At 70.2% G+C, this 26,123-nt stretch carries 18 protein-coding genes and 1 pseudogene; 5 read left to right on the top strand and 14 right to left on the bottom strand.

Annotation, left to right across the window (positions count from 1 at the left end):
* Positions 1-13: 13 nt before the first annotated feature.
* The 4 genes from OG266_RS29695 to hrcA all read right to left on the bottom strand — a co-directional run bounded on the left by OG266_RS29695 (position 14) and on the right by hrcA (position 4,141).
* On the bottom strand, positions 14-754 hold the full coding sequence (locus OG266_RS29695) for a 16S rRNA (uracil(1498)-N(3))-methyltransferase (protein WP_371549287.1): 741 nt from the start codon (positions 752-754) through the stop codon (positions 14-16).
* Positions 751-1,851, bottom strand: a complete 1,101-nt coding sequence (locus OG266_RS29690) for a nitronate monooxygenase (protein WP_371549286.1) — start codon at positions 1,849-1,851, stop codon at positions 751-753. The genes OG266_RS29695 and OG266_RS29690 overlap by 4 nt, the downstream gene beginning before the upstream one ends.
* Before the next feature lie 133 nt (positions 1,852-1,984).
* Positions 1,985-3,124 (bottom strand): molecular chaperone DnaJ, encoded by a 1,140-nt coding sequence (gene dnaJ, locus OG266_RS29685; protein WP_266462510.1) that lies wholly within the window; start codon positions 3,122-3,124, stop codon positions 1,985-1,987.
* Positions 3,125-4,141 (bottom strand): heat-inducible transcriptional repressor HrcA, encoded by a 1,017-nt coding sequence (gene hrcA, locus OG266_RS29680; RefSeq protein WP_266462508.1) that lies wholly within the window; start codon positions 4,139-4,141, stop codon positions 3,125-3,127. It abuts the gene before it with no gap.
* A 172-nt stretch (positions 4,142-4,313) separates the two neighbouring features.
* On the opposite strand from hrcA, the gene OG266_RS29675 reads away from it, so the two are divergent.
* Both OG266_RS29675 and OG266_RS29670 read left to right on the top strand, forming a co-directional pair.
* The gene (locus tag OG266_RS29675; protein WP_371549284.1) at positions 4,314-5,048 is read left to right on the top strand and encodes an MBL fold metallo-hydrolase; all 735 of its coding nucleotides are present in this window, start codon (positions 4,314-4,316) and stop codon (positions 5,046-5,048) included.
* Between the two features lie 45 nt (positions 5,049-5,093).
* A complete protein-coding gene (locus tag OG266_RS29670; RefSeq protein ID WP_371549282.1) occupies positions 5,094-5,900 on the top strand; it encodes a DUF3097 domain-containing protein in 807 nt (268 codons plus the stop codon).
* A 321-nt stretch (positions 5,901-6,221) separates the two neighbouring features.
* On the opposite strand, the gene hemW is transcribed toward OG266_RS29670, so the two are convergent.
* Together hemW and OG266_RS29660 are read right to left on the bottom strand one after the other, a co-directional pair.
* Positions 6,222-7,454, bottom strand: a complete 1,233-nt coding sequence (hemW, locus tag OG266_RS29665) for a radical SAM family heme chaperone HemW (RefSeq protein WP_371549281.1) — start codon at positions 7,452-7,454, stop codon at positions 6,222-6,224.
* 53 nt (positions 7,455-7,507) lie between these two features.
* On the bottom strand, positions 7,508-9,649 hold the full coding sequence (locus tag OG266_RS29660; protein WP_371549280.1) for a SpoIIE family protein phosphatase: 2,142 nt from the start codon (positions 9,647-9,649) through the stop codon (positions 7,508-7,510).
* Between the two features lie 103 nt (positions 9,650-9,752).
* On the opposite strand from OG266_RS29660, the gene OG266_RS29655 reads away from it, so the two are divergent.
* Complete coding sequence (locus OG266_RS29655) at positions 9,753-13,961, top strand: HAMP domain-containing protein (protein WP_371549278.1); 4,209 nt, start codon at positions 9,753-9,755, stop codon at positions 13,959-13,961.
* Positions 13,962-13,973: 12 nt separating this feature from the next.
* Complete coding sequence (locus OG266_RS29650) at positions 13,974-14,558, top strand: two-component system response regulator (protein ID WP_266462493.1); 585 nt, start codon at positions 13,974-13,976, stop codon at positions 14,556-14,558.
* A 36-nt stretch (positions 14,559-14,594) separates the two neighbouring features.
* Here OG266_RS29650 and OG266_RS29645 read toward each other — a convergent pair whose 3' ends face one another.
* Positions 14,595-16,469: a long-chain fatty acid--CoA ligase gene (locus tag OG266_RS29645; RefSeq protein WP_371549276.1), complete on the bottom strand. Its 1,875-nt coding sequence runs from the start codon at positions 16,467-16,469 to the stop codon at positions 14,595-14,597.
* Between the two features lie 218 nt (positions 16,470-16,687).
* The gene (lepA, locus tag OG266_RS29640) at positions 16,688-18,556 is read right to left on the bottom strand and encodes a translation elongation factor 4 (RefSeq protein ID WP_266462487.1); all 1,869 of its coding nucleotides are present in this window, start codon (positions 18,554-18,556) and stop codon (positions 16,688-16,690) included.
* Between the two features lie 224 nt (positions 18,557-18,780).
* Between lepA and rpsT the strand changes: the two genes are divergently transcribed.
* The gene (gene rpsT / locus OG266_RS29635; RefSeq protein ID WP_121403109.1) at positions 18,781-19,047 is read left to right on the top strand and encodes a 30S ribosomal protein S20; all 267 of its coding nucleotides are present in this window, start codon (positions 18,781-18,783) and stop codon (positions 19,045-19,047) included.
* A gap of 311 nt (positions 19,048-19,358) precedes the next feature.
* Here rpsT and OG266_RS29630 read toward each other — a convergent pair.
* The 6 genes and pseudogenes from OG266_RS29630 to OG266_RS29605 all read right to left on the bottom strand — a co-directional run.
* Positions 19,359-19,518 (bottom strand): annotated as a pseudogene (locus OG266_RS29630) (cobyrinic acid a,c-diamide synthase); the annotation flags it as partial.
* On the bottom strand, positions 19,494-20,480 hold the full coding sequence (holA, locus tag OG266_RS29625) for a DNA polymerase III subunit delta (RefSeq protein ID WP_266462480.1): 987 nt from the start codon (positions 20,478-20,480) through the stop codon (positions 19,494-19,496). The pseudogene OG266_RS29630 and the gene holA, both read right to left, overlap by 25 nt.
* 266 nt (positions 20,481-20,746) lie before the next feature.
* Complete coding sequence (locus OG266_RS29620; RefSeq protein WP_266462477.1) at positions 20,747-20,992, bottom strand: hypothetical protein; 246 nt, start codon at positions 20,990-20,992, stop codon at positions 20,747-20,749.
* The gene (locus OG266_RS29615; protein ID WP_371549272.1) at positions 20,989-21,903 is read right to left on the bottom strand and encodes an arylamine N-acetyltransferase; all 915 of its coding nucleotides are present in this window, start codon (positions 21,901-21,903) and stop codon (positions 20,989-20,991) included. The genes OG266_RS29620 and OG266_RS29615 overlap by 4 nt, the downstream gene beginning before the upstream one ends.
* A gap of 4 nt (positions 21,904-21,907) precedes the next feature.
* On the bottom strand, positions 21,908-24,460 hold the full coding sequence (locus tag OG266_RS29610) for a ComEC/Rec2 family competence protein (protein ID WP_371549271.1): 2,553 nt from the start codon (positions 24,458-24,460) through the stop codon (positions 21,908-21,910).
* A 185-nt stretch (positions 24,461-24,645) separates the two neighbouring features.
* Positions 24,646-25,542 carry a helix-hairpin-helix domain-containing protein gene (locus OG266_RS29605; RefSeq protein ID WP_371549268.1) on the bottom strand — a complete coding sequence of 299 codons (897 nt, stop codon included), beginning with the start codon at positions 25,540-25,542 and terminating at the stop codon, positions 24,646-24,648.
* Positions 25,543-26,123: the final 581 nt, after the last annotated feature.

The raw sequence follows: 26,123 nt of genomic DNA, 5'->3' as shown, positions 1-26,123 counted from the left end.
GATCTCCATCGGTTCAGGACCAGCGACCGGTGCGGCCGAGCAGCAGCGCGGCCGCCGCGGTCCCGGCGGTCGAGGTGCGCAGCACGCTGCGCCCCAGGCGGTACGCCCGCGCGCCCGCCTCGGTGAAGAGCACCAACTCCTCCGGGGAGACGCCCCCTTCGGGGCCGATCACGAGCACGATCTCGCCCTGTTCCGGGAGTTCGGCCGTGGCGAGGGGTTCGTCGCCGCTCTCGTGCAGGACGGCCGCGAGGTCGGCTTTGGCGAGAAGTGCGGCAACCTGCTTGGTCGTCATCGCGTCCGCGACCTCGGGGAAGCGGACGCGGCGGGACTGCTTGCCGGCCTCCCGGGCCGTGGCCCGCCACTTGGCGAGCCCCTTCAGTCCCCGCTCGCCCTTCCACTGCGTGATGCAGCGGGAGGCCACCCAGGGGACGATCGCGTCGACGCCGGTCTCCGTCATGGTCTCGACGGCCAGCTCGCCGCGGTCGCCCTTGGGGAGGGCCTGGACGACGGTGATGCGGGGCGACTCCTCCGGCTCCTCGGCCACCGAGTCCATCTGGACGATGAGCCGGTCCTTGCCCTCGGTGTCGAGCACCACGCAGTCCGCCCACCGCCCGGCGCCGTCCGTGAGGATGACGTCCTCGCCGGCCCGCAACCGCTTCACGGAGACCGCGTGCCGCCCCTCGGCCCCGTCGAGGACGTAGCGTCCTCCGCCGCCCGCGTCGAAGTGCTCGACCACGAACACCGGCGCCGTCATCGGACCGCACCCCCCGCACCCGTCCCGGACTCCGGATCCGCCGACAACGCTGTCTTCGCAGCGGCGAGTTCGGCGCTCAGCACCTCCACCAGCTGCCCGGCCGGCAGTTCGCGTGCCATGCGGTGTCCCTGGCCCGCCCACAGCGCCATGCCCTGCGCGTCGCCCGCCTTGGCCGCCGCCTTGCGCAGCGGGGAGGTGAGGTGGTGGACCTGGGGGTACGCGGCGGGCGCGTACGGGCCGTGCTCGCGCAGGAAGCGGTTGACGAGTCCGCGTGCCGGGCGCCCGGAGAAGGCGCGTGTCAACTCCGTACGTACGAAAAGGGGGTTGGTCAGTGCCTGCTTGTGCACGGCGTGCGCGCCGGACTCGGGGGTGGCGAGGAACGCCGTGCCGAGCTGGGCCGCGTTCGCGCCGGCCGCGAGCACCGCGGCGATCTGGCTGCCCCGCATGATGCCGCCGGCCGCGACGATCGGGATCTGCACGGTCTCGCGGACCTGCGCGATCAGCGAGAGCAGTCCGATGCCGGTGCCGTCCGTCTCCGGGTTGTCGCGGTGGGTGCCCTGGTGGCCGCCCGCCTCGACGCCCTGCACGACGACTGCGGCGGCTCCGGCCCGCTGCACGGCGAGCGCTTCCTCGGCCGTGGTCGCGGTGACCAGGGTGAGGGTGCCGGCGCGGGCGAGGGAGTCCAGGACGTCGCGGGTGGGGATGCCGAAGTGGAAGGAGACCACCGGCACCGGGTTGTCGTGGAGGACCGCGAGTTTGGCGTCGTAGCCGTCGTCGCGGCCGCTGTCCGGGTCGCCGAGTTCGGTCTCGTACCAGGCGGCCTCACCCGCGAGCTGGTGGGCGTACACCTCGACGGCGGCCTTGTCCGCGTATTCGGGCTGCGGCATGAAGAGGTTCACGCCGAAGGGTCGTCCGGTAATCCCGCGCAGCTGCTTGATCTCCTGGTACATACCGTCGGCGGTCTTGTACCCGGCGGCAAGGAAGCCGAGCCCGCCGGCCTCGGACACGGCGGCCGCGAGATGCGGGACGGATACGCCGCCCGCCATGGGGGCCTGCACGATCGGGTGTGGGAAGAGATCGGTCAGTGCGGAGGACATGACGGCATGTTGTCACGTCCTCCGAACAAGTCCGAATCGAGCCTTCGCCCTGGCATAGGCCACCCGCACGTCCCGCCCCGGCCTGTGCGGCCCGGGGCGGAAAGGCCCACCTCAGCGAGTGCTGAAGGCGCTCTCAGCGACCGTTGAAGGCGTCCTTCAGGCGGGAGAACAGCCCCTGCTGCCCCGGCTGGAACTGCCCGATGGGCCGCTCCTCGCCGCGCAGCACGGCCAGCTCACGCAGCAGGCGCTCCTGCTCGGCGTCGAGCTTCGACGGCGTCATCACCTCGACGTGCACGACGAGGTCACCGCGCCCGCCGCCCCGCAGATGCGTGATACCGCGCCCGTGCAGCGGGACCGACTGCCCGGACTGCGTGCCCGGACGGATGTCGATCTCCTCCATGCCGTCGAGCGTCTCCAGCGGCACCTTGGTACCGAGGGCCGCCGCGGTCATCGGGATGGTGACCGTGCAGTGCAGGTCGTCACCGCGCCGCTGGAACACGGCGTGCGGCAGCTCGTGGATCTCGACGTACAGGTCGCCGGCGGGGCCGCCGCCGGGGCCGACCTCGCCCTCGCCCGCGAGCTGGATCCGGGTGCCGTTGTCGACACCGGCGGGGATCTTGACGGTCAGCGTCCTGCGCGACCGCACCCGGCCGTCGCCCGCGCACTCCGGGCACGGCGTCGGGACGACGGTCCCGAAGCCCTGGCACTGGGGGCAGGGCCGCGAGGTCATGACCTGGCCGAGGAAGGACCGCGTGACCTGCGACACCTCACCGCGACCGCGGCACATGTCACAGGTCTGCGCCGAGGTCCCCGGCGCCGCGCCCTCACCGCTGCAGGTGCCGCACACCACGGCCGTGTCGACCTGGATGTCCTTCGTGGTGCCGAAAGCCGCCTCGTCCAGCTCGATCTCGAGCCGGATCATGGCGTCCTGGCCACGGCGCGTACGCGACCGGGGGCCACGCTGCGACGCCGTGCCGAAGAAGGCGTCCATGATGTCCGAGAAGTTGCCGAAGCCACCGGCGCCGAAGCCACCGGGGCCGCCCGCGCCGCCCGACTGGGACAGCGGGTCGCCGCCGAGGTCGTAGACCTGCTTCTTCTGCGGGTCCGACAACACCTCGTACGCGGCGTTGATCTCCTTGAACCGCTCCTGCGTCTTCGGATCGGGATTGACGTCCGGGTGCAGCTCGCGCGCGAGCCTTCTGAACGCCTTCTTGATCTCGTCCTGGGACGCGTCGCGGCGCACGCCGAGTACGGCGTAGTAGTCCGTGGCCACTTAGGACTCCGCCAGGATCTGTCCGACGTACCGTGCCACCGCTCGTACCGCTCCCATCGTGCCGGGGTAATCCATGCGGGTCGGTCCGACCACGCCGAGTTTCGCTACTGCTTCGTCGCCCGAACCGTAGCCGACGGAGACGACGGACGTGGAGTTGAGTCCCTCATAGGCGTTCTCGTGACCGATCCGTACGGTCATGCCCGAATCCCCGGCCTCACCAAGCAACTTGAGGAGCACGACCTGCTCCTCCAGCGCTTCGAGGACGGGCCGGATGGTGAGAGGGAAGTCATGTCCGAAACGGGTGAGATTGGCGGTGCCGCCGATCATCAGCCGCTCCTCGGTCTGCTCGACGAGCGTCTCCAGCAGAGTGGAGAGCACCGTCGTGACCGTACCGCGGTCCTCCGCCTCGAAGGCGTCGGGCAGGTCCTGCACCAGTTGCGGAACGTCCGAGAACCGACGGCCCGCGACCCGGCTGTTGAGCCGCGCCCGCAGATCCGCCAGCGACGTCTCCCCGAACGGCACCGGGCAGTCGATCATGCGCTGCTCGACCCGGCCGGTGTCCGTGATCAGGACGAGCATGACGCGGGCCGGAGCCAGCGACAGCAGCTCGACGTGCCGCACGGTCGAACGCGTGAGGGACGGGTACTGCACGACCGCGACCTGCCGGGTGAGCTGCGCGAGCAGTCGTACGGTCCGCCCGACGACGTCGTCGAGATCGACCGCGCCGTCGAGGAAGTTCTGAATGGCCCGCCGCTCGGGGGCGGTCATCGGCTTGACGCCCGCGAGCTTGTCGACGAAGAGCCGGTAGCCCTTGTCGGTGGGGATGCGCCCGGCGCTGGTGTGCGGCTGGGCGATGTACCCCTCGTCCTCGAGGGCGGCCATGTCGTTGCGGACCGTCGCCGGAGAAACCCCGAGCCGGTGCCGCTCGGTGAGGGCCTTGGAACCGACCGGCTCCTCCGTCCCCACATAGTCCTGGACGATGGCGCGCAGCACTTCGAGCCTGCGTTCACTGAGCATCGCGCACACCTCCAGCTGTCGTCCCGTGGTCCTGGTGGGCCTTTCGCCCTGGCACTCAGCGCGTGCGAGTGCCAGCGTTCCCCGGCCCAGTGTACGGCGGGGAGGTACGCCCCCGGCAAGGGCGGCCCCCGCGCGGTCGTGCCGACGACGTCCTCGCCGTTAGCGTCTGCCCATGAGCGTGACTTGGGAAGAGGCAGGCTGGGAGAGGGTGACGCCACGGGTCGGGCGACGGCGTCTTCCGGACTGGGACTGCACGACCGGACTCGTGGTGGGCGACGGGGCGGCACTGGTGATCGACGCGGGGTCGAGCCTGCGGGAGGGCGCGCGGTTGCGTTCCGAGGCGCGAGGGCTGCTTGACGGCCGCCGGGTGACGCACCTCGCGCTCACCCACGCGCACTTCGACCATGTTTTCGGCGCGGCCGCCTTCTCGGGTGTGGAGGTGTTCGGGGCGGTGGGCCTGGACACGGTTCTCGCGCACGGCCGCGAGGGGCTGGGCGCGGACGCCGTACGCCACGGTCTCGACCCGCGGGAGGCGGACGAGGCCGCCGATCTGCTCGTCCGCCCCCGCCACCTCGTGTCCGGCGAGTGGACCCTGGACCTGGGCGGCGGCACGCAGGTCCTGCTCGCGAACGTGGGCCCCGGCCACACGGGCCACGACCTGGTGGTCCTGGTCCCCGGATCGACGTCATGGCCGGAGGTCGTCTTCTGCGGCGACCTGGTGGAGGAGTCGGGCGAGCCCCAGGCGGGCACAGACGCCGTCCCGTCCCACTGGCCGGCGGCCCTTGACCGGCTGCTCGACCTGGGCGGGGAGGACGCGTTGTACGTGCCCGGTCACGGGGCGGTGGTGAATGCGGGGTTTGTCCGGGCCCAACGGGACGCGCTGGCGGCCCGTTTCGGCGTGTCGTAGGAGGCCGTACGACACGGGGGCCCGGCTTCTCCTATCGTCATCCGAATGCGCCAGTACCAGCCGGACCTGACTCCGCCGTGGAAGAAGCCCAAGCCCGTACCCGAGGTCCCGGCGGACCCCGGTCTGGTGGTCGAGGAGCCCGGCACCGGTTTCTGCGGCGCGGTGATCCGTTGCGAGGCGGGCACGGTGACGCTTGAGGACCGCTTCGGCAAGCACCGGGTGTTCCCGCTGGAGCCGCGCGGCTTCCTCCTCGAGGGCAAGGTGGTGACCCTGGTCCGCCCCTCGGGCGCGGCTCCCGTACGTCCCGCCCGCACCGCCTCCGGGTCGGTCGCGGTGCCGGGTGCGCGGGCGCGGGTGGCACGGGCCGGGCGGATCTACGTGGAGGGGCGGCACGACGCCGAGCTCGTCGAACGCGTCTGGGGCGACGACCTGCGCATCGAGGGCGTCGTCGTCGAGTACCTGGAGGGCATCGACGACCTGCCCGCGATCGTCGCGGACTTCGCCCCGGGGCCGGACGCCCGCCTCGGCGTCCTCGTCGACCACCTGGTCCCCGGCACGAAGGAGTCCCGCATCGCGGACGCGGTCACCAGCGACCACGCCCTGGTGGTCGGCCACCCGTACATCGACATCTGGGAGGCCGTGAAACCGTCCTCCGTCGGCATCGCCGCCTGGCCCCGGGTCCCCCACGGCCAGGACTGGAAAACAGGCGTCTGCCGCGCCCTGGGCTGGCCCGAAAACACCGGCGCGGCCTGGCAGCACATCCTGTCCCGCGTCCACTCCTACAAGGACCTGGAGCCAGAACTCCTGGGCAGGGTGGAGGAACTGATCGACTTCGTGACGGCACCGGAGTGAGCGACAGGGGTGTTTTCTCGCCCCCTCCGCCCCTTCCCGTCCCGTTCCTGGGGGCTGCCGCCCCCAGACCCCCGCATCGCGCTGACGCGCTCGTCCTCAAACGCCGGACGGGCTGAAAGATCTCCCCCGGCCGGGACTGAAAGATCTGCCGCGGGGGCGAAAGATCTGCCGGTCGGGGTTGAAAGGTTCTCTGGCCGGAACTGAAAGATTTCAGCTCCGGCCGGGGAAAGATTCAGCCCCTCCGGCGTTTGAGGAGCGGGGTCTGGGGCGGAGCCCCAGGAACAAGGGACAGGTAGGGGCGGAGGGGGCGAAAAAAGCCCCTCAGTCCACCAGGTCCCGCACCACCGCATCCGCCAGCAACCGCCCCCGCAACGTGAGAACGGCACGACCGTCGTCGTACGGCCCGATCTCCAGAAGCCCCTCGGACAGCGCCCGCCGCGAGGCGGAGAGCCCATCAGGGCGGAGCAGCGACAACGGACACCCCTCCCGCAACCGCAGCTCAAGCAGAATCCGCTCCACCCGCCGATCCTCCCCGGAGAGCAGCTCACGCCCCGCCCCGGGCGACTTCCCCGCCGCCAGCGCCCCGGCATACGCCCCCGGATGCTTCACGTTCCACCAGCGCACCCCGCCCACATGACTGTGGGCCCCGGGCCCGGCACCCCACCAGTCGGCACCACGCCAGTACAGCTCGTTGTGGAGGCACCGCCCGGCATCGGAGGTGGCCCAGTTGGACACCTCGTACCAGTCGAAGCCCGCCCCGGAGAGCACCTCGTCGGCGATGAGATACCGGTCCGCGTGGACGTCGTCGTCCGTCATCGGCACCTCCCCACGCCGGATCCGCCGCGCGAGCTGAGTGCCCTCCTCGACGATGAGCGCGTACGCGGAGATGTGATCGGGCCCGGCCCCGAGCGCCGCGTCCAGCGAGGCCCGCCAGTCGTGGTCGGACTCCCCAGGCGTGCCGTAGATGAGGTCGAGGTTCACATGCTCGAAGCCCGCCGCGCGGGCCTCGGCGACACAGGCCTCGGGCCGCCCGGGCGTGTGCGTGCGGTCGAGCACCTTCAGCACGTGCTGCCGGGCGCTCTGCATGCCGAAGGAGATCCGGTTGAAGCCCCCGGCCCGCAGGGTCGCGAGGTACCCGGGGTCCACGGACTCCGGGTTCGCCTCGGTGGTGATCTCCGCGTCGTCGGCGAGCCCGAACTCGTCACGGATCGAGGCGAGCATCCGTACGAGATCGGCGGCGGGCAGGAGCGTGGGCGTACCGCCGCCGACGAACACCGTACGGACGGGACGCGGGTCGTCGCCGAGCACCTTGCGGGCGAGGCGGACCTCGTCGATCAGTGTCTCCGCGTAGTTGTCGCGGGAGGCGAGCACGCCTCCGGTGCCCCGCAGCTCGGTCGCCGTGTAGGTATTGAAGTCGCAGTAGCCGCAGCGGGTCGCGCAGTACGGCACATGGAGATAGAACCCGAGGGGGCGGTCGGCGGCCCCGGCCAGGGCGTGCGCGGGCAGCGCCCCGTCGTCGGGGACGGGCTCACCGTCGGGAAGTGCGGAAGGCATGCCTTCCATTGTCCCGTACGCCCGCCCGAACCTCGTACGAGCTGCGGCCGTGCCTATTCCGCCTGCAGCACCAGCAGCGCCATGTCGTCCTCCGGCGGCTTGGCACCGAACTCGTGGACGAGCCTGCGGATCCGTTCGGCGATCAGTTCGGCGCTCAGGCCGGTGCAGTCGGCCAGGGCCACGGCGAGACCGTCGTCGTCGTCGAACTGACGGGAGCCGCTGCGGCGCTCGGTGACACCGTCCGTGACGCACAGCAGGGTGTCGCCGGGGTACAGCTCGAAGGTCTCGGAGGCGTACGTCGCGTCCTCGAAGACGCCGAGGAGGGTCCCCGGCCGGGCCACCTCGCGCACGTCGCCGTCCGGGCCGAGGAGCAGCGGCAGCGGATGCCCGGCGGAGGCCAGGGTGCAGCGCACTCCGCCGTCGAAGGGCACCAGTTCGCCGTACAGCATGGACAGGAAGCGCGTCTGCGGTCCGGGGTCCGCGGCGAGCCCGGGTCCGCCCGCCGCCACGAGCGCGCGGGCCGCCGCGTCCGCCGCCTCCGTCGCGTCGTCGAGGAGGAGCCTGTTGAGGCGGTCGAGGACGTCGGCGACCTCGTACCCCTCACGGGCCAGCAGCCGCAGCCAGGGCCTGGCCAGGCCGATCACTACGGCGGCCTCGGGCCCCTTGCCCTGGACATCGCCGACGAGGAAGGACCAGCGCCCGTCGCCGGCCGGAAACAGGTCGTAGAAGTCGCCGCTGGGTCCGCCCTTGTCGAGCGGCTCGTAGACGAGGGCGCTGCGTACCCCGGGGATCTCGGCGACCGCGCCGGGCAGCAGGCCGCGCTGGAGGACCCGGCTGATGGTGGCCTGGCGCGCGTACTGGCGGGCCGCTCCGATGGCGAGGGCGATACGGCGGCTGAGGTCCTCGACGAGCCCCGTGATCTCGTCGGGGAAACCGGTCGCCCCGGCCCGCCCGATGACGAGCGTGCCCAGCGGCCGCCCGCCCGCGATCAGCCGATACGCGAGCGCCGCCCCGCTCACTCCGGGCCCGGTCGGCCCAGCCGACTCACCAGCTTCATGCACGTCACCTGCCGCATCAGCCCCATGCCCGTCCAGGATCTCGCCCACCGGGCCCGTCCCGTCGCCCCCGCCCGAAGCCAGCGCCTCCCCGGGCCAAGGCACCGGTACGGCCCGGGAGCGTACGGAGTCGGGGAGCCGGGGCGGGTCCTTCTCCAGGGCGCGGCGCAGGTCCTCGATGCGGTTCTCGCTGCCGTGCCAGACGCGGGCGAGGCGTGGGCCCAGGGCGATGCCGAGGCCGCCGGCCCGGTCGGTGGCCTCGTCCTCCAGCCACACCGCGCACCAGTCGGCGAGGCGCGGCACGATCAGCTGTCCGGCGAGCGCGGCGACGAGATCCTCGTCGAGCTGCCCGGCGAGCAGGTCGGAGGCCTCGGCGAGGAAGGAGAGGGCTCCGCGGTTGAGCCAGTCGTGGTCCTGCTGGGCTCTGCGCCTCGGCTCGCGGGCGAGTATCTCGGCGACCCGCAGCCCGCGTTCCAGAGCCTGTTCACCGGCGTACGCCTCCATCCTCTCGTCGACTTCCACGATCCCCCCGACGCCCGGGATCCCCTCCCTGCCCACGCCGAGGCCGCCTCCGGCGAGGGGCAGCCGCGCCCAGACGGTCTTGACGCCGGTGCGGTAGGTGATCCCCCAGGCGTCGGAGAGCGCGGAGACGAGCCGCAGGCCACGCCCGTACTCCGGTGTGCCGTACGGCTGTTCGCAGTTGTCGTCGCGTACCGCGCGTGAGGGGTGGTGGTCGGACACCTCGATGACCAGCGAGCCCGGCGAGCCGCCGTCGGTGCCTTCGGCGCTGCCGGAACTCCCCATGCCATCGGTGTCCTCCCTGCTCACCCTGCTCCCCTCGCCCTCCATGCGGCACACGAGCTGGACGTCGGTGCCCGCGTGCACAACGGCGTTGGTGACGAGTTCGCTGACGACCACGAGGGCGTCATCGGTGAGCCTGTCGTCCATCATCTCGGCGCCGTGCGGAGCGAGTTCGGCCCATTCGGCGAGGGCGGCGCGAACAAAGTCGCGGGCGGCTCCTGGAGCGAGTGGCGTGCCCGGCAGCGAGGTGCGGGTGACGGTGTCCTGGCCGGCGCGGTGGTGCGCGGGCGCATCAAGGGCACGCGCCTCGGACTCCCGTTGCGTCGGAATGGCCCCCACGGTGCGGCTCCCTGAGCAGTTCGGACGAATAGGCCTCAGCCGATGCGGACACAGTGACAGACTGGCTGTGCCCATAAGCGCCGAGTTACCGAAGTGGGCCGCCATGAGTGAGAACAGTGGTATGCGTGTGCTCGAAGACGGACAGATTCGGGCATCGGATCTGCGCCCTCTGTTCGCCGCGATGACCGCCGCACGGGACGGTGACTTCAGCAAAGTGCCGGAAACCGGACACGGTCTGGTGGCGGATCTCAGCACGATGTTCAACCAGATCATGGACCGCAGCTCGCACTTCAACTCCGAGGTGCAGCGCGTCCGCCGGGACCTGGTGCGGCACGGCCGCCTCGACGAGCGCCTCTCGGCGAGCCCGGGCCAGGGCAGCTGGACGACCCGGGTCAACGACGTGAACCAGCTCCTTGACGCCCTGGTCGCGCCCGCCGCGAACGCGACCCGCGTCCTCGACGCGGTGGCCGGCGGCGATCTGACCCAACGGGTCGACCTGCACGACGGCAACCGTCAACTCCGGGGTGATTTGCGCCGGTTGGGGCGTGCCGTCAACAAGATGGTGGACCAGCTCTCCCTGTTCACCGGAGAGGTGACCCGGGTCGCGCGCGAGGTCGGCACCGAGGGACGGCTCGGCGGCCGCGCCAAGGTGACGGGTCTGTCCGGAAGTTGGCGGGACGTGACCGAGGCGGTCAACACCATGGCGTCCCGGCTGACCGCCCAGGTCCGGGACATCGCCCTGGTGACCACGGCGGTGGCCCGCGGTGACCTGACCCGCACGGTGACCGTCGAGGCGACCGGCGAGCTGCTCGAACTGAAGCTCACCGTGAACACCATGGTCGACCAGCTCTCCGCCTTCGCCGACGAGGTCACCCGCGTGGCCCGCGAGGTCGGCACCGAGGGGCAGTTGGGCGGCCGGGCCCAGGTGCGGGGTGTGTCGGGGGTCTGGAAGGACCTCACCGACAACGTCAACTTCATGGCCTCGAACCTGACCTCCCAGGTCCGCAACATCGCCCAGGTCACCACGGCCGTGGCCAACGGCGACTTGAGCCAGAAGATCACGGTCGACGCGCAGGGCGAGATCCTGGAGCTCAAGTCGACCATCAACACGATGGTCGACCAGCTCTCCGCCTTCGCCGACGAAGTGACGCGCGTCGCCCGCGAGGTCGGCACCGAAGGCAACCTCGGCGGCCGCGCGCAGGTGCGGGGTGTGTCGGGGGTCTGGAAGGACCTCACCGACAACGTCAACTTCATGGCGGACAACCTGACTTCGCAGGTCCGCAACATCGCCCTGGTGTCCACGGCGGTGGCTCAGGGCGACCTCGGCAAGAAGATCACCGTCGAGGCGAAGGGCGAGATCCTGGAGCTGAAGTCGACGATCAACACGATGGTCGACCAGCTCTCCGCCTTCGCCGACGAAGTGACGCGCGTCGCCCGCGAGGTCGGCACCGAAGGCAACCTCGGCGGCCAGGCGCAGGTGCGAGGCGTGTCGGGGGTCTGGAAGGACCTCACCGACAACGTCAACTTCATGGCGCTGAACCTGACTTCGCAGGTCCGCAACATCGCCCAGGTGACGACGGCCGTCGCGAACGGCGACCTCTCCAAGAAGATCACCGTCGACGCCCGCGGCGAGATCCTGGAGCTGAAGGACACCGTCAACACGATGGTGGAGCAGCTGCGCGCCTTCGCCGACGAGGTGACACGTGTGGCCCGCGAGGTCGGCACGGACGGCCGGCTGGGCGGTCGCGCCCAGGTGCTCGGCGTCTCCGGCGTCTGGGCCGACCTGACCGACAACGTCAACTACATGGCCGACAACCTGACTTCACAGGTACGGAACATCGCGCAGGTCGCGACCGCCGTGGCCCAGGGCGACCTGTCCAAGAAGATCGACGTGGACGCGCGCGGCGAGATCCTGGAGCTGAAGACCACGATCAACACGATGGTCGACACTCTCTCCTCCTTCTCGTCCGAGGTCACCCGCGTGGCCCGCGAGGTCGGCTCCGAGGGCCAACTCGGCGGCCAGGCGAGGGTCGAGGGTGTGTACGGCACCTGGAAGCGCTTGACGACGAACGTGAACGAGCTGGCGCTCAACCTGACCACCCAGGTCCGCGCGATCGCCGAGGTGGCGTCCGCGGTGGCCCAGGGCGACATGTCCCGCTCCATCACGGTGGAGACCCAGGGCGAGGTCACCGAGCTCAAGGACAACATCAACCTGATGGTGGCCAACCTCCGCGAGACCACCCGCGCGAAGGACTGGCTGGAGTCGAACCTCGCCCGCCTCGCCGCGCTGATGCAGGGCCACCGCGATCTGATGGAGGTCGCCGACCTGATCCTGCGCGAGCTGACCCCGCTGGTGAACGCGCAGTACGGCGCCTTCTATCTGGCAGACCCCGAGGACGAGAGCCTGCGGACCGCCATCCCGGCCAAGGGGCTCGCCTTCATCGCCGGGTACGGCTCGGCGCAGGGCGCGACCGTCGACACGGGCGGCATGCCGGTGCACGGGCTGGTCCGGCAGGCGGCGCGCGAGAAGAAGCGGATCCTGGTGGAGGAGGCCCCGCCGCACTACATCAAGATCAACAGCGGTCTGGGCGAGGCCTCCCCCGCGAGCGTCGTCATCATCCCGATCCTCTTCGAGGACAAGCTCCTCGGCGTCATCGAACTCGCCTCGTTCTCCCGCTTCTCCGACGTCCACCTGGCCTTCTTCGACCAGTTCGTGAACACCATCGGCGTCGCGATCAACACCATCATCGCCAACTCCCGCACCGAGTCCCTGCTCGGCGAGTCCCAGCGCCTGGCGATCCAGCTCCAGGACCGCTCGGACGAACTCCAGTCGCAGCAGGCCGAGTTGCAGCGCTCGAACGCCGAACTGGAGGAGAAGGCAGCGCTGCTGGCCACCAGCTCCCAGTACAAGTCGGAGTTCCTGGCGAACATGTCGCACGAACTCCGCACGCCGCTCAACTCACTGCTGATCCTGGCCCGCCTGCTGTCGGACAACCCGGACGGTCATCTCTCCGACCAGGAAGTGCAGTTCGCAACCACCATCCACCGTTCCGGCTCCGACCTGCTCCAGCTCATCAACGACATCCTCGACCTCTCGAAGATCGAGGCCGGCCGGATGGACGTACGCCCCAAGAAGCTCCCCCTCATCAAGCTCCTCGACTACGTCCACGCGACCTTCCGCCCGCTCACCCTCGACCGGGGGCTCGCCTTCGAGGTGGCCGTCGGCGACGACGTACCGCGCGAGATGTGGTCGGACGAGCAGCGGCTCCAGCAGATCCTGCGCAACCTGCTCTCCAACGCGATCAAGTTCACCGCGACCGGCCGGGTCGAGCTGCGCGTCAACCGCCTCAAGGACCCGGACCACGTTTTCACCCGCGAGAACAGCGACGACGTCATCGCCTTCGCCGTCTCCGACACCGGCATCGGCATCGCCCCGGAGAAACTCCCGGTGATCTTCGAGGCCTTCCAGCAGGCCGACGGCACCACCAACCGCAAGTACGGCGGCACCGGCCTCGGCCTGTCCATCAGCCGCGAGATCTCCGGACTGCTCGGCGGCCGGATCGTCGCCGAGAGCAAGCCCGGCCAGGGGTCCACCTTCACGCTGTACGTCCCCGTCATCAGCCCCGGGCACGCGCCGACCGGCCCCACCCACGAGGACCAGGACCTGCCCGTACCCGAGCTGTCCACCGAGCCGTACACCGCCCACGACACGGACGACACCTGGCCCACGCCCACCAAGCTGGAGGCGTGGAAGGCCGGCCGGGCGGGCCAGGTCCTGCCGGGGCGACGGGTGCTGATCGTGGACGACGACATCCGCAACGTCTTCGCGCTCACCCATGTCCTGGGCCGCGTCGGCATGCCCGTCCTGTACGCGGAGAACGGCCGCGAGGGCATAGAGACGCTGGAGCGCAACCCCGACGTCGAACTCGTCCTGATGGACATCATGATGCCGGAAATGGACGGCTACGAGACGATCGCCGCCATCCGCCGCACGCCCCGCTGGACAGGCCTGCCCATCGTCGCGCTCACCGCGAAGGCGATGCCGGGAGACCGCGAGAAGTCCATCGCGCAGGGCGCCAACGACTACGTACCCAAGCCGGTGGACGTCGACCAACTGCTCACCGTCGTCTGCGCACTCCTCGACCCGGAGGGCACGAAGAACTCCGAGCTCCCGGAACACCCGGAGAACCCGGAGGGCGCGAACGACACCGAGCGGCAGGCCAACGACGCTGCCGCCGCCGAGACTGCTGTACCCGTTGTACCGGGACCGAGCACATCAGGGGAGCCCGCGATCCCGCCGACGACTGAGTGAGGCACAGTCATCATGAGCGCTGAGGAAACGACCGACGAGCGCGCCAGCATCCTCCTCGTGGACGACATGGAGGACAATCTGATCGCCCTTGAGGCCGTCCTGGGGTCCCTCAACGAGCCGCTGGTGCGCGCGCGTTCGGGCGAGGAGGCGATGAAGGCGCTGCTGCGGCAGCGATTCGCCGTCGTCCTTCTCGACATCCGGATGCCCGGCATGGACGGCTTCGAGACCGCCGCGAACATCAAGCGGCTCGACCAGACCAAGGACGTCCCCATCATCTTTCTGACCGGCACGGACGCCGACGCGGGCTACGCCTTCCGCGGGTACGCGACCGGAGCCGCCGACTACCTGACGAAGCCCTTCGACCCATGGGTGCTGCGCGCCAAGGTCACCGTCTTCCTCGACCTGCACCGAAAGAACCAGCAACTGGAACGTTTGCTCGCCCGTGAACAGGAACAATTCGACGAACTTGCCGCCCGCCTGAAGAAGATCGAGACGCACATGGCCGCGAGCAGCCTGCAGGACGTGTTCGAACTGCGCCACCAGGTACGGCAGATGGAGGAGCTGCTGAAGGAGATGCGAAGGGGACGGGGCCTGTGACTCCCCGCCCCCTTCGGGGACTTACGCCTCGGGGACTTATGCCTCGCGCGATCCCGCGTACATCTCGTCGATGAGGTGCTTGTACTCGCGCTCGACGACCGGCCGCTTCAGCTTCAGGCTCGGCGTGATCTCGCCGTGCTCGACGTCGAGGTCGCGGGGCAGCAGCCGGAACTTCTTGATGGTCTGCCAGCGCTGGAGACCCTCGTTGAGCTCCTTGACGTAACCCTCGACGAGGCTGACCGTTGCGGGCGCGGCGACGACCTCGGCGTACGACTTGTCGGCGAGCCCGTTCTCCTCGGCCCAGACCAGAATTGACGGCTCGTCAAGAGCGATCAGCGCGGTGCAGAAGTTCCGGTCGGCGCCGTGCACAAGGATGTTGGAGACGTACGGGCACACGGCCTTGAACTGGCCCTCGACCTCGGCGGGCGAGATGTACTTGCCGCCCGAGGTCTTGATGAGGTCCTTCTTGCGGTCGGTGATGCGGAGGTAGCCGTCCGGGGACAGCTCGCCGATGTCACCGGTGTGGAACCAGCCGTCGGCCTCAAGGACCTCGGCGGTCTTTTCCGGCAGCCCGTGGTAGCCCTCCATGATGCCGGGGCCGCGCAGCAGGATCTCGCCGTCGTCCGCGATGCGCACCTCGGTGCCGGGCAGCGGCTTGCCGACGGTGCCGGTGCGGTAGGCCTCACCGGGGTTAACGAAGGAGGCGGCGGAGGACTCGGTGAGACCGTAACCCTCAAGGATGTGGATGCCGGCGCCGGCGAAGAAGTAGCCGATCTCCGGCGCGAGCGCCGCACTGCCCGACACACAGGCGCGCAGGTTGCCGCCGAAGGCCTCGCGGATCTTGGCGAAGACGAGCGCGTCGGCGACCTTGTGCTTGGCCCCGAGCGCGAAGGGGACGGAGGCGGATCCGGTACGGCGGAAGTTGTCCTGGCTGGCCTTCGCGTACTCGCGCGAGACCCCGGCCGCCCACTGGAAGATCTTGTACTTGGCGCCGCCACCGGCCCGTGCCTTGGCCGCGACCCCGTTGTAGACCTTCTCGAAGATGCGGGGCACGGCCGCCATGTACGTCGGCTGCACCACCGGCAGATTCTCGATGATCTTGTCCACCCGGCCGTCGACGGCGGTGACGTGCCCGACCTCGATCTGGCCGGAGGTGAGCACCTTGCCGAAGACGTGCGCGAGCGGCAGCCAGAGGTACTGCACGTCCTCGGTGCTGATCAGACCGGTCGCGGCGATGGCCTTCGCCATGTACGACCAGTTGTCGTGCGGGAGACGGACACCCTTGGGGCGCCCGGTGGTACCCGAGGTGTAGATGAGGGTGGCGAGCTGGTCGGAGGTGATCGCGCCGACCTTCTCCTTGATCAGATCGGGGTTCTTCTCCAGGTAGGCGGCGCCGCGGGCCTCCAGCTCGGCGAGGGTGAGAACCCAGTCGCTGCTCTCGATGCCCGCGGGGTCGATGACCACGACATGCGTCAGCTCGGGAAGGTCGGCGCGCTTCTCCACCGCCTTGGCGAGCTGGGCCGCGTCCTCCGCGATCAGGACCTTGCTCGCGGAGTCCGAGAGGATGAACGCCGACTCCTCGGCGTTCGTCTGCGGATACACGGTCGTCGTGGCCGCGCCCGCGCACAGGATGCCGAGGTCCGCGAGGATCCACTCGACCCGGGTGGAGGAGGCGAGCGCGACGCGCTGTTCCGGCTGCACGCCCAGTTCGATCAGACCGGCCGCGACGGCGAAGACCCGCTCGGCGGCCTGGGCCCAGCTCAGCGACTTCCACTCGTCCGGGCCCTCGCCCGAGGTGGCGGGCACCGGGTAGCGGTACGCCTCGGCGTCCGGCGTGGCCGCCACACGCTCCAGGAAGAGGGCCGCCACGGACGGCGGACGGTTCTCGATCAGGGTCTGTGTGTCGCTCACGACATCCTCCGGGGCCCGCGGCAGCGCGGCTGGCTCAATGGTGCGGCTGTTGTTTAACTCGTGAGTAACTAGCGAGCAGTGATCAGAGTAAAGCCCGACCGGCCACTGCGTAAGAGGCCGCGGCCTGTCACTTCCTACAGAGCGCGACCGGGCGCAAGCGCAAGGGCCCGCCACGCCGAAGCGCAGCGGGCCCTTGGGAACAACGGCATTCCGCGGGTCTACTTCTTGCCCTTGCCCGAGCCGCTGTCCTCGTCACTGGACAGCACGGCGATGAAGGCCTCTTGCGGAACCTCCACAGAGCCCACCATCTTCATCCGCTTCTTGCCTTCCTTCTGCTTCTCCAGCAGCTTCCGCTTACGGGAGATGTCACCGCCGTAGCACTTGGCGAGGACGTCCTTGCGGATCGCGCGGATGGTCTCGCGGGCGATGACCCGCGACCCGATGGCCGCCTGGATGGGAATCTCGAAAGCCTGGCGCGGGATGAGCTCGCGCAGCTTGGCCACGAGCCGCACTCCGTACGCGTACGCCGCGTCCTTGTGCGTGACGGCGGAGAAGGCGTCGACGCGGTCGCCGTGGAGCAGGATGTCGACCTTCACCAGCTGGGCGTCCTGCTCGCCGGTGGGCTCGTAGTCCAGGGAGGCGTACCCACGGGTCTTGGACTTCAGGTTGTCGAAGAAGTCGAAGACGATCTCGGCGAGGGGAAGCGTGTAGCGGATCTCGACCCGATCCTCCGACAGATAGTCCATGCCGAGAAGGGTGCCGCGGCGGGTCTGGCAGAGCTCCATGATCGAGCCGATGAACTCGCTGGGAGCGAGGATCGTGGCCCGGACGACCGGCTCGAAGACCTTGTCGATCTTGCCCTCGGGGAACTCGCTCGGGTTGGTGACCGTGTGCTCCTTCCCGTCCTCCATGTTCACGCGGTAGACCACGTTGGGCGCGGTGGCGATGAGTTCGAGGTTGAACTCGCGCTCCAGGCGCTCACGGATGACATCGAGGTGCAGCAGGCCGAGGAAGCCGACGCGGAAGCCGAAGCCGAGGGCCGCGGAGGTCTCCGGCTCGTAGACCAGGGCGGCGTCGTTGAGCTGGAGCTTGTCCAGCGCCTCGCGGAGGTCGGGGTAGTCCGAGCCGTCCAGCGGATAGAGGCCGGAGAAGACCATCGGCTTGGGGTCCTTGTACCCACCGAGGGCCTCGGTGGCGCCCTTGTCCTTGCTGGTGATGGTGTCACCGACCTTGGACTGACGGACGTCCTTCACGCCGGTGATGATGTAGCCCACCTCGCCGACGCCGATGCCGTCGGCCGGTGTCATCTCGGGGGACGAGACGCCGATCTCCAGCAGCTCGTGGGTGGCACCGGTCGACATCATCTTGATGCGCTCGCGCTTGCTGAGCTGGCCGTCGATGACACGGACGTACGTGACCACACCCCGGTACGAGTCATAGACGGAGTCGAAGATCATCGCGCGGGCGGGCGCATCGGCGACACCAACCGGGGCAGGGACGTCACGGACGACCCGGTCCAGGAGCGCGTCCACGCCGATACCGGTCTTCGCCGAGACCTTGAGCACGTCCTCCGGCTGGCAGCCGATGAGATTGGCCAGCTCCTCGGAGAACTTCTCCGGCTGGGCGGCCGGCAGGTCGATCTTGTTCAGTACGGGGATGATCTTGAGGTCGTTCTCCATCGCCAGGTAGAGGTTGGCGAGAGTCTGCGCCTCGATGCCCTGAGCTGCGTCGACGAGGAGAACGGTCCCCTCGCAGGCGGCGAGCGACCGGGACACCTCATACGTGAAGTCCACGTGCCCGGGGGTGTCGATCATGTTGAGGATGTGGGTCTTGCCCGGATCCTCGGTCGGCGCCCAGGGCAGTCGCACTGCCTGGGACTTGATCGTGATGCCGCGCTCGCGCTCGATGTCCATCCGGTCGAGGTACTGGGCGCGCATCTGCCGCTGATCGACCACTCCGGTCAGCTGGAGCATGCGGTCGGCGAGCGTGGACTTGCCGTGGTCGATGTGCGCGATGATGCAGAAATTGCGGATCAGAGCCGGGGCGGTACGGCTCGGCTCGGGCACATTGTTAGGGGTCGCGGGCACGCAGGGTCCTGTCTCTTGAGGCGCCTGTCGCCTCGGGTCGGATCGATACGTAGGCTCCATGGTCCCACGGGCGGGGAGCTGCGACCGGTTTGGGCCGGTCGCAGGAGCACTGGTAGCCTGGGTAGCTGTGTCTCATGCCCTCTCTGCAGGAGGCACACCCAAGGAAATCAAACGGCGTGTGAGACGTGCTGTCTCGCGCGCCTGAACCTGTAAAGGCTCATTCAGTGGCGAACATCAAGTCCCAGATCAAGCGGATCAAGACCAACGAGAAGGCTCGGCTGCGCAACAAGGCCGTCAAGTCCTCCCTGAAGACCGCGATCCGCAAGGCCCGCGAGGCAGCTGCCGCCGGTGACGTCGAGAAGGCCACCGAGTACACGCGCGATGCTTCGCGCGCGCTCGACAAGGCCGTCTCGAAGGGCGTCATCCACAAGAACCAGGCCGCCAACAAGAAGTCGGCGCTTGCTTCCAAGGTCGCTTCCCTCAAGGGCTGATCCAACCCGACTTAACCGCCGAATAGGACCCAGCGGACCCTCTCTACCGCTCCTACCCGGCACCCCTGGACCCACGCACGACCTGCGTTCGCCACGCGGGCGTGGCTCCAACATCTTGAACCGAGACCCCGTTTCCCCTTCCTTCCCCGGGAGGGCGAGCGGGGTTTTTGGCGTTCGAGAGCTCGGCGGGCAAGTTCCAGCCCATGAGGTGCATGAGCTCTAGCCCGTCCGGCGTCCGAGGACGCGCCTGTGCCGTCCCGATCCCCCACCCACCCGTGGGGCAGCGCTTTTCAGCCCGGGCCAGGTATCTCCAGCCCGTCCGGCGTTTGAGGACGAGGCCGTTCAGGCCGACAGCGGGGGTCTGGGGGCGGCAGCCCCCAGGAAGCAAGGGACGGGTAGGGGCGGAGGGGGCGAAAAACCCGAGGCCGACACCAGCCCAGGAGCACCTACCCCCGCCGGGACCGCGCAGCCCGAGCAATCACCACAACAGCCTTCTCCAGGGCGTACTCAGGATCATCCCCGCCCCCCTTGACGCCCGCGTCAGCCTCCGCAACCGCCCGCAGGGCAACAGCAACCCCATCCGGAGTCCACCCCCGCATCTGCTGCCGAACCCGGTCGATCTTCCACGGCGGCATCCCCAGCTCACGCGCAAGGTCGACCGACCGCCCGTTCCTCGCCGAGGACACCTTCCCGATCGCCCGCACCCCCTGCGCCAACGCGCTGGTGATCAGCACCGGCGCAACCCCGGTAGACAGAGACCACCGCAACGCCTCCAGCGCCTCCGCGGCCCGCCCCTCCACCGCCCGATCGGCCACGGTGAAGCTCTGCACCTCGGCCCGCCCGGTGTAGTACCGCCCGACGACAGCCTCGTCGATCGTCCCCTCGACGTCCGCGGTCAACTGCGACACCGCGGAAGCCAGCTCCCGCAGATCACTCCCGATGGAGTCCACGAGCGCCTGACAGGCCTCAGGCGTGGCAGCTCTCCCCACCGCCCGGAACTCACTCCGCACGAACGCCAGCCGATCCGCCGGCTTCGTCATCTTGGGGCACGCCACCTCCCGCGCCCCCACCTTGCGCGCCGCATCGAGCAGCCCCTTGCCCTTGGCACCACCCGCGTGCAACAGCACCAGGGTGATCTCCTCGGCGGGCGCCCCCAGGTACGCCTTCACGTCCTTGACCGTGTCGGCCGGCAGATCCTGCGCATTGCGTACGACCACGACCTTCCGCTCGGAGAAGAGCGACGGACTCGTCAACTCGGCAAGCGTGCCGGGATGCAACTGGTCCGGAGTGAGATCGCGTACGTCCGTGTCGGCGTCGGCGGCCCTGGCGGCGGCCACCACCTCCTGCACGGCACGGTCGAGCAGGAGATCCTCCTGGCCCACGGCAAGCGTGACAGGGGCGAGAGGGTCGTCATTAGCAGTCTTCCTGGCCATCCCGACAAGCATCCCACGCGCCACTGACAACGCGTCCCGAGCGGTCGCCCCCTGACGCAGCAGCCGGGTCACCGGGCTACCGGAACCGGGATCGGGGTCGGGGTGCCGGACCGGAGCCGAGGTCGGGCGCCGGACCGAAGCCGGAGGTCAGGGTGCCGGACCGAAGCCGGAGGTCGGGGTGCCGGGTGGACCACCTGTCCACAGCCGGCCGTGGACAACCCGCGGTTCACGAACCGCCCGCACAACTCCCGCACCCCCGCGGAGCGCTACGGCTCCTCGCGCCAGCCGTCCCACTCCCCCACGAACTCGTCCAGCTCCTTGGGGTCGAGCCGCTCCTCGGCATCCCGCAGCACCACCAGCCACTGCGCGTCCTCGGCGTCGTCCTCACCGGCCAGCGCGTCCCGCACGAGCTGCGGTTCCTCATCCAGCCTGAACCTGTCACCGAGTGCCTCCGCGGCCTCTTCCGCGGCATCACGGTCGGGCAGTACCAGCACATGTCTCACATCACTCACGCAGACATTTTCCGATACGCCCGACAGGCCCGACACCAGGGGCACCCGTCACGGCACACCACCTCCCTCACCCAGCGCAGCCGACGCGCCTCCCTCACCTCCGGCACCCGCCCCAACTCGATCCCGAATCGGTCGCGATAGGTCGCCAACACCTCCTCGTCCGTGGCCAGCTCCGACACCTCCTTCGCCCCGTCGGCCGCCGTCACCGTGAAGTTCCGACCGCTGAGCGTGATCCTGCCGCCGTCCTCGGTGACCCGCGAACAGACCAGCGACCGCGCGAAATGCGATACCGGTGAGGTGCTGTGCCACCAGGCCCCGGTCACGAAGTCCCCGAGCACCCGCGGCCGCACCTCCAGCCGGTACTGCGTCTTGCCGTTCCGGATGACATCGAGGTCCTCCCGTTCGCGCGACCCTCCGGCACCCCGCACCCCCGCCGCGTCCGGCCCCGCCTCGACGACCCGGAACGTACCCCCGGGATCCTCCTGCTCCCCCCGCTCCCCGAAGGCCAGCGGGTAGAGACTGTGCGCGCCGAACCCGACGTCGGTCAGCCAGTCACCCCCGTCCACCGTCCGCACCCGCAGCGCGAGATGGTCGTACGGAATCCCGAGCCGCCCCTCGTCGCCGTACACCCTCCCCGCCAGCAGCGTCACGTCGAAGCCCAGCGCCCCCAGCAACGCCCCGAACGCCCCGTTCAGTTCGTAGCAGAACCCCCCTCTGCGCGCGCCCACCAGCTTGTCCAGCAGCCTCTTCTCCTCCAGCACGATCTCCTCACCGAGGTGAATCGACAGGTTCTCGAACGGCACCGCCTCCAGATGGCGCCGGTGGAGCTCGCGCAGCGCATCGGACGTGGGCCACGCGGGGTACTGAGCCCCGATCCTGCGGAGGTAGGCGTCGGCCTGTGCGGAATTCATGACCTCAGTGTCTCGCCACGCTCAGCCCTCCGCCCGCACCTACGACCGCCAACGCCCCGTCCTCGTCGGTACGCAGCACCACGGCGCCCGCTGCTTGCAGCGCCGCGACCGTGCTGGGCGCGGGATGCCCGTACGGGTTGTCCTTGCCGCACGAGATGAGCGCGAGCCGCGGGGCCACCCTGCGTATGAGGTCCGGATCCTGGTAGGCCGAGCCATGATGGGCGACCTTGAGGACGTCCACGGCTCCCAGCTCAGCAGCCGCGGGCGATCTCAACAGCGCCTGCTGGGCCGGTGGTTCGAGATCACCGAGCAGTAGCATCCTCAGCCCCGCCAACCGTACGAGCAGGGTGACACTGGCGTCGTTCGGGCCGTCCGGCGTGGAGGCCGGGCTCGGCGGCGGCCACAGCACCTGCCATTCGAGACCGCCCGTGCGCCGCCACTCCCCCGCCACCGCCCGCGTCATCGGAATGTTCCGTGCGGCCGCCTCCCTTCTCACGAACTCGGCCTGGTCCGGCGGCTCTTCGAGACCGGTCGTCTCGATCGCGCCCACGGAACGCCCGCGCAGCACGCCCGTCAGCCCCGCCACATGATCGGCGTGAAAATGCGTGAGCACGACGAGAGGGATCCGGGTGATGCCGAGCGCCCCCAGACAGCGGTCGACCAGCACCGGATCGGGCCCGGCGTCCACCACCACTGCGGTGCCGTCACCCGCCGCGAGTACCGTCGCGTCTCCCTGTCCCACGTTGCACATCGCCATCCGCCAGCCGGGCGGCGGCCACCCCGTGATCACCCTGGTGAATGGCGGCGGCTGCACCACGACCAGCAGGAACAGCACCAAGCAGGCGCCGGTCAGCCACGGATACCTCAGGAGCCGCCTGCCGATGAACACGAGGGCCACGGCCACCAGGGCGAGCAGCAGCGCCCCCGTCCAACTGCCCGGCCAGTCCACTCCACTGCCGGGCAGCGCCGCCCCGGTACGGGCGATGTCCGCGATCCACTGGACGGGCCAACTCGCGCACCACGCCAAGGCCTTGGCAACGGGCAGCGCCACCGAGGCCGTCGCCAGCGTCGCGAAACCCAGCACCGTGGCCGGCGCGACCGCGAACTCCGCGAGCAGATTGCACGGCACCGCCACCAGACTCACCCTGGCCGAGAGGACCGCGACGACCGGTGCGCACACGGCCTGCGCGGCGCCGGCGGCAGCGAGCGCCTCGGCCAGGCGCGGCGGTACCCGACGCCTCTGGAGCGCGGCGCTCCACCGGGGGGCCAGGGTGAGCAGCGCGCCGGTCGCCAGGACGGAGAGCACGAAGCCGTAACTCCGGGACAGCCAGGGGTCGTAAAGCACCAGCAGCAGGACGGCCGTGGCCAGCGCGGGGATCAGCGATCTGCGGCGGCCGGTCGCGATGGCGAGCAGCGCGATCGATCCACAGGCCGCGGCCCGCAGCACGCTCGGGTCCGGTCGGCACACGATCACGAAACCGAGCGTGAGCGCGCCGCCGAACAGTGCCGCTGCCCTTAGCGGTACACCGAGCCGCGGTGCCAGACCGCGCCGCTCGGCACGCTGGGCAAGGCCCGGTGGCCCGATGAACAAAGCGAGCAAAATAGTGAAATTACCGCCACTTACCGCCAAAAGGTGCGTGAGGTCCGTCGCCTTGAACGCCTCGTCCAGCTCCGGCGTGACCCGTGAGGTGTCCCCGACGACCAGTCCCGGAAGCAGCGCCCGCGCGTCTGCCTCCAGCCCGTCGGTCGCCTCCCGCAGGCCTTCGCGCAGCCCACCCGCGAACCGCTGCGGCCCGGACGGCTCCCCCACCACCTGCGGCGGCGCACTCCCCCGCACCCGCAACACCGCCGCGATCTCGTCCCCACCCGACAGGGCCGGCGCAAGCCGTGCGGCCACCCGCAACCGCGTGGACGGCAGCAGCGACAGCCAGGGTGAACGCCCACCCGACAACTGAGGCGAGCCCCTTGCCGAACCTGCGTCGACGATCATCAGCACCGGCGTACGCGTCACCACGACGTTCCCGTCCGCCCGCGTCACCCGCCGGACCTCCGCGTCGAGCAGCACGGCCGTCGGAGCCGCGTGATCTCCCTTGATCCGGGGCCGGGTGAGCCGTGGATCGGACGTGATCTCCACCTCGGCGGTCACTTGCGCGTACTGCCGCGCCAGGGCGGGAACAGGCCCCCGGCGCAGATCGGCCCCGTGCAACCCCGCGGAGGCGGCGGCCGCCGCGACACAGAGCAGCACAGCGGCGACGGACGCCCGGGGCCACGTACCCGACCGTTCTCCCAGGTTCCCGCCGGCGAACGGAAGCCCCTCACGCCGTCCGCCGAACCGACGCCCCTCCTCGGTGTGCGCCTCCCTTCGCCCCACCATCAGCAGCGCCCCGCCCACGACGAGGCAGACCACCGTGACGCCCGCGACCCACCCGGGCGGGGCACCCAACGTCACCGCCGCCGTCGCCCAGGCCGCCAGCGCGGGCGGTACGAGCCGTAAATCCGCCGGCCCTTCCTCCCGGGGATTCGAGGCTCCCAGCCGCTTGCCCGAGGCAGCATGCACAGCCCGCCGATTCGGAACGCCGAGGCCGGGTCCGCCAACATCAGCGCCACTCCCAGACCCCGACCCCGCACCGGCACCGGCACCGGCACCGGCACCGGCACCGGCACCGGCACCGGCACCGGCACCGGCACCGGCACCGGCACCGGCACCGGCACCGGCGAAGCCCACAACCCTCCTCCGTCCGCTCATGGCCGCACCAGATTCCGCAGATCGGCGAACCTGCGGTCCCCGATTCCATTGACCTCGCGAAGTTCGTCGACCGAGCGGAAGCCGCCGTTCTGGGTGCGGTAGTCGACGATGTGCTGGGCCAGGACGGGGCCGACGCCTGGGAGGCCGTCGAGTTGCTCCACGGTGGCGGTGTTGAGTGAAACAGGAGCGGCGGGTGCCGCACCGCCGACGGTCCCACCAGTGCCGGCCGCGCCCGCGCCGGATCCCCCCGCGAACATGGGTGCACCGACCACGATCTGCTCTCCGTCCATGAGGAGGCGGGCGCGGTTGAGTCCCTCGGTGTTCGTGCCAGGACGCACTCCGCCCGCGGCTCGCAGCGCGTCCTCTACGCGAGAGCCGGACGGCAGGCGTTGGAGCCCCGGGCTGCGCACCTTGCCGCTGACATCCACCACGATCGCGGTCCCGGCCGCACCGAACGGGCCGGGTGACCCCGCCGAGGCGTCCGGCGCCGCCCCCTGCTGCTTCGCTTGTCCGGCTGGTTCGCCGAATGGAGCCGCAGCCCGTACGACCTCGGGAGCCCGCACCGACTGGGTCCGGCCTGCCCAGAAGTGCTGCACGGCGAAGACCGCGGCGACGACGAGCAGCACGGTGAGAGCGGCCACGCTCCTGCGTTCAAGCCCGCACCTCGACTGCAGCCAGAGCGGCATCCGCTCCCGCACGGCCGGCCCGACCCGATCCCGCCAGGCGCCCGAACTCGCACCCGCACCGGCGCCCGCGCCCGAAGCAAGATCGCCCCGCACACCCGCGTCGACAGTCCCACCATCACCGGAAGCGCCGTAGCCGACCGCCCTGCCCACTCGGGCAGGGTCACGGTCCCCCACCACACGCCCCCGGGCAGGACCGGGATCCTCCATCCCGCTCCCCCGGAAGCCATCTCGGCCGACCTCCCCACTCCCCGGGAAAGCATCGCGGCCGACCGCCCCGCTCCCCCGGAAACCGCCCCGGACCCCGGCCCCGCGTACCCCGAAATCGCCCTCACCACGATCCGCAGCCCCGCCGCGCCCCTCAAGCCCCCAGACATCAGCAACGCCCGCCCCCACGACAGTTCTCGCCCTCGGGCTGTCCCCTACATCCCGGTCCCCCACATCCCAGTCCGCCCCCGGCGGCCCGTTCCCGTTCCCCAACTCCCGCCGTTCCCCGGCCCTTTCGGCGAAGAGCGCCTCCGCGCGCAGGCGGAGTGCCTCGGCCGAGGCCTCGCGGCGTCGGGCCCGGCCGCGGGGATGGTGGCGGCGATGGCGGGTGCGGCCGTCGGAGACGGGCCCGCGACCCGGGCCGCTGGTCGGAGTGGCTGTGCGTGAGCGTGATCGAAGTGCCATGCGGCGAGGATCCGGCACCTCGGCACATTCGCGATGATCTTGCTCAATTCCCGGGGACTACTGCCCAGTTGTGGATAACTGCTTCACCCACACGCGCCACACCCACCACATACGCCACG

The organism is Streptomyces sp. NBC_00554 (assembly GCF_041431135.1).
Taxonomy (GTDB): Bacteria; Actinomycetota; Actinomycetes; order Streptomycetales; family Streptomycetaceae; genus Streptomyces.
Note: the sequence above shows the minus strand (reverse complement) of the source record. Positions and strands in the feature narration are given on the sequence as shown.